At 64.7% G+C, this 6,275-nt stretch carries 7 protein-coding genes; 4 read left to right on the top strand and 3 right to left on the bottom strand.

The features are described 5' to 3' along the window. The first annotated feature begins 186 nt into the window (after positions 1-186). A protein-coding gene (locus tag LI72_RS19755) for an IS5 family transposase (RefSeq protein WP_443018136.1) occupies positions 187-911 on the top strand; the annotation gives its coding sequence in 2 pieces (ribosomal slippage) (positions 187-487 and positions 487-911; 726 coding nt in all). Positions 912-927: 16 nt separating this feature from the next. Here the strand turns inward: LI72_RS19755 and LI72_RS18180 are convergent. Beyond that, complete coding sequence (locus LI72_RS18180; protein WP_033927389.1) at positions 928-1,326, bottom strand: RidA family protein; 399 nt, start codon at positions 1,324-1,326, stop codon at positions 928-930. Between the two features lie 84 nt (positions 1,327-1,410). Between LI72_RS18180 and LI72_RS18175 the strand changes: the two genes are divergently transcribed. From LI72_RS18175 to LI72_RS18165, 3 genes are read left to right on the top strand one after another with little or no spacing between them, the layout of a single operon-like run. Continuing rightward, on the top strand, positions 1,411-2,259 hold the full coding sequence (locus tag LI72_RS18175; protein WP_231562530.1) for a cytochrome b/b6 domain-containing protein: 849 nt from the start codon (positions 1,411-1,413) through the stop codon (positions 2,257-2,259). After that, positions 2,256-3,032, top strand: coding sequence for a molybdopterin-dependent oxidoreductase (locus LI72_RS18170; protein WP_033927388.1), 777 nt, complete (start codon positions 2,256-2,258; stop codon positions 3,030-3,032). The genes LI72_RS18175 and LI72_RS18170 overlap by 4 nt, the downstream gene beginning before the upstream one ends. A gap of 28 nt (positions 3,033-3,060) precedes the next feature. Then, a complete protein-coding gene (locus LI72_RS18165) occupies positions 3,061-4,290 on the top strand; it encodes an SAM-dependent methyltransferase (RefSeq protein ID WP_033927387.1) in 1,230 nt (409 codons plus the stop codon). On the opposite strand, the gene LI72_RS18160 is transcribed toward LI72_RS18165, so the two are convergent. Next, the gene (locus LI72_RS18160; protein ID WP_033927386.1) at positions 4,282-5,415 is read right to left on the bottom strand and encodes an MBL fold metallo-hydrolase; all 1,134 of its coding nucleotides are present in this window, start codon (positions 5,413-5,415) and stop codon (positions 4,282-4,284) included. The two genes, LI72_RS18165 and LI72_RS18160, sit on opposite strands and share 9 nt — an antisense overlap. Next, positions 5,415-6,122 carry a DUF1013 domain-containing protein gene (locus tag LI72_RS18155; RefSeq protein WP_033927385.1) on the bottom strand — a complete coding sequence of 236 codons (708 nt, stop codon included), beginning with the start codon at positions 6,120-6,122 and terminating at the stop codon, positions 5,415-5,417. Before LI72_RS18155 ends, LI72_RS18160 begins: the two co-directional genes overlap by 1 nt. Between the last annotated feature and the right edge of the window lie 153 nt (positions 6,123-6,275).

The raw sequence follows: 6,275 nt of genomic DNA, 5'->3' as shown, positions 1-6,275 counted from the left end.
CCCGTCTGACCGGTTTTTCATCACTACTCCGCGACTTCTAAGCCATCCTGCTCCCATGGGTTCGACAGCAACGTGAGGCGACGGTCAAGCTAGGCTCAGGACCCATTGATTGGCTAAGGGTTATGTGATTCAGGCTCCGCGAGGAGACTGAGCATGGGTGACCTGTATTAGCTGACGGACGAGCAGATGGGGCGTCTGTCGCCGTATTTTCCCAGGAGCCACGGCAGGCCCCGCGTTGATGACCGGCGGGTCCTGAGCGGGATCATATTCGTCAACCGGAACGGCCTGCGCTGGCGGGATGCGCCCAGAGAATACGGGCCGCACAAGACATTGTACAACCGCTGGAAACGGTGGGGCGAAATGGGCGTGTTCACCCGGATGATGGAAGGCCTGTCCGCCCAGAGGGCCGATCCGCAGACCGTCATGATCGACGCGACCTATCTCAAGGCCCACCGCACGGCTTCCAGCCTTGGGGCAAAAAAGGGGATCTCGGGCGCTTGATCGGACGGACCAAGGGCGGCATGAACACGAAGTTGCACGCCGTGACTGATGCAAACGGCCGCCCGTTGAGCTTCTTCATCACAGCCGGCCAGGTCAGCGATTACACCGGTGCCGCGGCCTTGCTCGACGATTTGCCCAAGGACAAGTGGATGCTCGCCGACCGCGGCTATGACGCTGACTGGTTCAGAGATGCGCTTGAGCAAAAGGGCATTAAACCGTGCATTCCGGGCCGCAAATCCCGCTCCTTGCCCGTCACATACGACAAGCGGCGGTACAAACGGCGTAACCGCATCGAGATCATGTTCGGCCGTCTGAAGGACTGGCGCCGCGTGGCAACGCGATATGACCGCTGCCCTACCGTCTACTTTTCCGCACTCGCACTGGCGGCCACCGTGATCTTCTGGCTCTAATCAGCGAGTCCTGAGCCTAGCTGTGGCCGGCCAAAGCGATCACATCGATCTCGACCACCAATTCGGGCAATGCCAGCGCGCGGACCTCAACGATGGTATCGGCAGGCCAGGGGCGGGTGAAATAGCGCTGGCGCGCCTCGACGATCGCCGGGAAATGGGCCATGTCGGTGAGATAGATCGTCACCTTGATGATTCGACTGCGGTCGCTTCCGCCCGCAGCCAGCACCCGGTCGATATTGGCAAAGGTCTGTTCGAGCTGGGCCGCAAAATCCCCTGCACCGATGATCGCGCCATGCTCGTCGATCGCTGCCTGGCCGGAGAGGAACAGCAATCCGCCCGCCTTCCAGCCCGGCGAAATCGCATAGGCATCAAGCGGATCGGGCGAAAGGGTAATCACCGAGGCATCAGCGGGCATGACAGATGGTCTTTCGTGGCGTAAAAACGGAGCAGAGTCGCGGCTCGACTGTAACCGACCGGAGACTGATTGCGAATGACGGACATGATCGCTGCTCTGGATCCTGCCGAAACCCTGCCTCTGCCCGTTTCGGAGCCCGCACCCGCGCCGCCGGTGAGCGAGCCCGACCATCAGCATGCCGTCGCCACGCGGATGTGGCACTGGGTCAATCTGGTGGCGCTGATCACGCTGTTCATGAGCGGACTGATGATCTTCAACGCGCATCCCCGCCTCTACTGGGGCGAATATGGCAATCGCGACGAGCCCGCCTGGCTCGCCATCGGCCAGCAGGGGCAGCGCGGCTATCTGGAGATCGGCGGGGCGCGGCTCGATACCACCGGCGTGCTCGGCCGCTACAGCGATGGCGAGGGCGTGATGCGCAGCCGCGCCTTTCCCGGCTGGGCGACGATCCCCACCGACTATAATCTTGCCGATGCCCGGCACTGGCATTTCTTCTTCGCCTGGTTCTTCGCCTTCGGGCTGCTGTTCTTCATAATCTTCAGCCTGTTCAACGGGCATATTCGCGGCATGATCGCGATGCGCGCCGCCGAATGGCATCCGCGCGCGCTCTGGCGGACGATTGTCGACCATGCGAAATTCGATTTCCACACCGCGCCGGGCGAGGCCTATAACCCGCTGCAGAAGCTGAGCTATATCGCGGTGATCTTCGTGATGCTGCCGCTGATGATCGTGACGGGCCTTGCGATGTCGCCGGGCACCGATGCCGCGCTGCATTTCCCGAGCATGATGTTCGGCGGACGGCAGACCGCGCGCTCGATCCATTTCATCATCGCCTGGTCGCTGATCGGCTTCATGGTGCTGCACTTCGCGCTGGTGATCGTGCACAAGCCGCTGACGCTGCTGCGCGGCATGACGATCGGACACCGGCGATGACCGATGCGCCTTCCCCGCTGATCCTCAGCCGCCGCGCACTGGTCGGCTCGCTTGCCGTCGCCTCGGGCGGACTGTTGTCGGGCTGCGATGCGCTCAACGCCAACCAGGGCTGGCGCGATACCTTGCGGCTGGCGGAAAAGGGCAATATGGCGCTGCAGCGCGCGCTGCTGGGGTCGGACAGGCTGGCGCGCGAATATTCTGCGCGCGACATCGGCCGCTCGGTCCCCGCCAACGGCACCCGTGCGCCGACCGATGCGGACTATCTGCGCCAGGCAGCCACCGAATTTTCGGACTGGACGCTGACCATCGACGGGCTGGTCGAAAGGCCCACCCGCTTTGCGCTCGGCCAGATTCGCGCCATGCCCCGGCAGACCCAGATCACCCGGCACGATTGTGTCGAGGGCTGGAGCGCGATCGGCAAGTGGACCGGGGTGAACCTCGCGCATCTGCTCGACAAGGTGAAGGTCAAGGACGGCGCGCGCTATCTGGTCTTCCACTGCGCCGATACGCTGCGCGCCGGCCCCTATTACGAGAGCATTGACATGACCGATGCGCGCCACCCGCAGACGATGATGGCCTGGGCGCTCAACGATGAACTGCTGCCGATCGGCAACGGCGCGCCGCTGCGCCTCAGGGTCGAGCGGCAGCTGGGCTACAAGCACGCCAAATATGTCCGCCGGATCGAGGCGGTGGCCGATTACCGGCTGAGCTACGGCGGCGGCGGTGGCTATTGGGAGGATGCGGCAGGCTATGAATGGTATGCCGGGATCTGATCGGGGGAAAGCTGCGTAAGTCTGTCCGATGACGCTGATGGATCGATTTCTGGGCCGGATCATCCTGCAGGGCAGGCTGGAACTGACCGATCACACCGGGCGGACCCGCAGCTACGGTGCGCCGACCCCCGGCTTTCCCGATGTCGCGGTGCGGCTGGCCGATGCCGATGTCGCGCGGTTCATTGCGCTACGTCCCCGGCTGGGGGCGGGCGAGGCCTATATGGATGGCCGGCTGATCATCGAGCGCGGCGACATCATGCAGCTGATCGAGCTGGTGCGCGCCAATGCGCCGTGGGACAAGGGCGGCGACCTCAAGCCCCGCAGTCCGTTGCGCAAGCTCGCCAAGGCGATCGGCGGGCGGATCGACCAAATCAATCCGGCGGGCCGGTCGCAGCGCAACGTCGCGCATCATTATGATCTCGACGACAGGCTCTACGACCTCTTTCTCGATGCCGACAAGCAGTACAGCTGCGCCTATTTCACCGATCCGGCCGCCAGCCTCGAACAGGCGCAGGACGACAAGAAGGCGCATATCGCGGCCAAGCTCGCGCTGCGACCGGGCCTCAAGGTGCTCGATATCGGCTGCGGCTGGGGCGGCATGGCGCTGTATCTGAACCGCGTCGCGGATGTCGACGTGCTGGGCATCACATTGTCGCGCGAGCAGCTCAAGATCGCCCACCAGCGCGCCGAGGCGGCAGGGGTTGCCCACCGGGTCCGCTTCGAGCTGATCGACTATCGCGCGCTCACCGGCACTTTCGACCGGATCGTCTCGGTCGGCATGTTCGAACACGTCGGTGTGCCGCAATATCCCGCCTTCTTCCGCCAATGCCGCAAACTGCTGGCGCATGACGGGGTGATGCTGCTCCATACCATCGGGCGGATGGGCGTGCCCGGCGCGACCGATGCCTTCACCAGCAAATACATCTTCCCCGGCGGCTATATCCCGGCGCTCAGCGAGATCGTTCGCGCCAGCGAACCGTCACGGCTGATCGCCACCGATATCGAGACGCTGCGGCTGCATTACGCGCATACGCTGCGGGCATGGTACCAGCGCACCGTGGCCAGGCAGGCGGAGATCGAGGCGCTGTACGATGCCCGCTTCTTCAGGATGTGGACCTTCTATCTGGCAGGCGCGACCGCGGCGTTCGAGCATGGCGGGATGTGCAACTATCAGGTGCAGTTCGCGCGCAGCCGCCACGCCCTGCCGATCACCCGCGATTACATCGCCGAGGCCGAAGCGCGCTACCGGTCAGGCTGAATACCAGCCCACCCCATCGCGCACCGTGCAGGTGGCCCGGCCGGCGCATTCCAGATAGCGCAGATGCGCCAGCGCCTCACCGGTGGCGATGCCATAGACGCTGTCATCGACATCGCGCGCAAACAGGATCCCGAAGGTGTCGACTGCGCGCATCGGCGCCTGCTTGAGCGCAGCCTCGAGCACGTCCAGACGCTCGATATGCCCGCTTGCCAGCGCATCGAGCCGGGCGTGTACGCCGGTGAACGGAAAGCCGTGCGCGGGCAGGATGAGCTCGTCGCCGGTCAGCGCCGAACGGAACTTGGCGATGCTGTCGAGCCATTCGCGCAAGGGATCGGCGGTGGGCTCGCTGGTTATCATCGACACGTTCGAAGTGATGCGCGGCAGAATCTGGTCGCCGGCGATCACGACCTGTCCGGCCTGGTCGACCAGACAGGCGTGCTCCGGGGTATGGCCGCCGCCCGTCATCACCGTCCAGGTGCGCTCGCCGATGACGACCTCGGCGCCATCATCCAACCGGACATGGCTGATCGGCACATCGGAGACCATCCGCGCGAAATTGCCCCAGCCCTTGGCGCGCATGTTCTCCAGCCGGGGCTCGTCCCAGCCGGCCAGCCGCATCTGGTCGAGCGCCTCTTGCGGCGGCTCGGCGCGGACATCGGCGGTCAGCATCCGCGCCATCAGCCATTCGGTGCGGTTCATCCACAGCCGGACGCCAAAACGGCGGCACAGCCAGCCTGCGGCGCCGACATGATCGGGGTGGAAATGGGTGACCAGCACCCGTGTGATGCGGCGACCCTGCAGGCCGCCCGCAAACAGCGCCTTCCAGGCATCGGTGGAGCCGGGCATGTACAGCCCGGTATCGACGATGGCGACGCCTTCACCTTCGTCATCGCGGTCGTCGAGCAGCCAGATGTTGATATGGTCGAGTGGGCCGGGGACGGGCAGACGCGTCCAGCCCAGCCCCGGCGCGATGCCGAAATATTCGCCATAGCCGGGCGCATGATCGCCCAGCGGATAGGTCAGCCCGCGAAATTCCTTGGCCTCGAGGCCGTGATCGGCGAGCGAGGCATCATAAGCGGGCGGCCCGGTGCGGGTGACCGGTTCGCCCGGGGCCGCCTCGGCCATCAGGCCTGTTCGCCCGATGCTTCCGTTTCGCTGTCACCCAGCAGCGCCGATTCGATCGCCGCTTCGCGTGCGGCTTCCTCGGCGGCGCGGTTGGCGGCCTGACGTTCGGCGCGCAGTTCCTCGATCAGCGCTTCGCGATCCCCGCCCAGACGGGTGTCGGTGGGGGCTTCCTCGGTGATTCCGGCCTTCTTCGCCGCCTTGCCGACGATCGCGTCGAGTTCGCGCTGCGAGCACAGGCCCAGCGTCACCGGATCCTTGGGCTGGATGTTCGAGATGTTCCAGTGGCTGCGATCACGGATCGCGGCGATGGTGTTGCGCGTCGTGCCGATCAGCTTGCCGATCTGCGCGTCCGAGATCTCGGGATGGTTGCGCAGGATCCAGGCGATGCCATCGGGCTTGTCCTGGCGTTTGGAGACCGGCGTGTAGCGCGGACCCTTGGTGCGGCGGACCTGCGCCGGGCCGACCTGGATCTTCAGGCGGTACTCGGGATCGGCCTGGCCCTTCTCGATTTCCGACATGGTCAGTTCGCCCGCGCGCACCGGATCGCGGCCGGTGTACTTGCTGCTGGCGAGATCATCGGCCATCGCTTGGACTTCCAGAATGTGCAGACCACAGAAATCGGCAATCTGCTCAAAGCTGAGACCGGTGTTGTCGACCATCCAGGATGCGGTTGCATGCGGCATCAGCGGCTGGGGGTTGGCAGACATGGGCGTTTCTCCAAAAAATATGGCCACCCCTCGCGGGGTGGCCGAATAATGGGCTTGGCTATAGGCCAAAGCTGGGCGGCGAGCAAGGGTATTGACTTGTACGGCCCCATGAACTCGGCGGTTTGCTGGCAGCATGTGCGGACAAACCGATTT

This window comes from Sphingomonas sp. 35-24ZXX (assembly GCF_000786215.1).
Lineage (GTDB): Bacteria > Pseudomonadota > Alphaproteobacteria > Sphingomonadales > Sphingomonadaceae > Blastomonas.
Note: the sequence above shows the minus strand (reverse complement) of the source record. Positions and strands in the feature narration are given on the sequence as shown.

What these genes read in the sequence shown, in the direction of transcription:
- LI72_RS18170 (WP_033927388.1), top strand. Translation starts at nt 2,256, where the DNA reads ATGACCGATGCGCCTTCCCCGCTGATCCTCAGCCGCCGCGCACTGGTC.
- LI72_RS18180 (WP_033927389.1), bottom strand. Translation starts at nt 1,326, where the DNA reads ATGCCCGCTGATGCCTCGGTGATTACCCTTTCGCCCGATCCGCTTGAT.
- LI72_RS18165 (WP_033927387.1), top strand. Translation starts at nt 3,061, where the DNA reads ATGACGCTGATGGATCGATTTCTGGGCCGGATCATCCTGCAGGGCAGG.
- LI72_RS18160 (WP_033927386.1), bottom strand. Translation starts at nt 5,415, where the DNA reads ATGGCCGAGGCGGCCCCGGGCGAACCGGTCACCCGCACCGGGCCGCCC.
- LI72_RS18175 (WP_231562530.1), top strand. Translation starts at nt 1,411, where the DNA reads ATGATCGCTGCTCTGGATCCTGCCGAAACCCTGCCTCTGCCCGTTTCG.
- LI72_RS18155 (WP_033927385.1), bottom strand. Translation starts at nt 6,122, where the DNA reads ATGTCTGCCAACCCCCAGCCGCTGATGCCGCATGCAACCGCATCCTGG.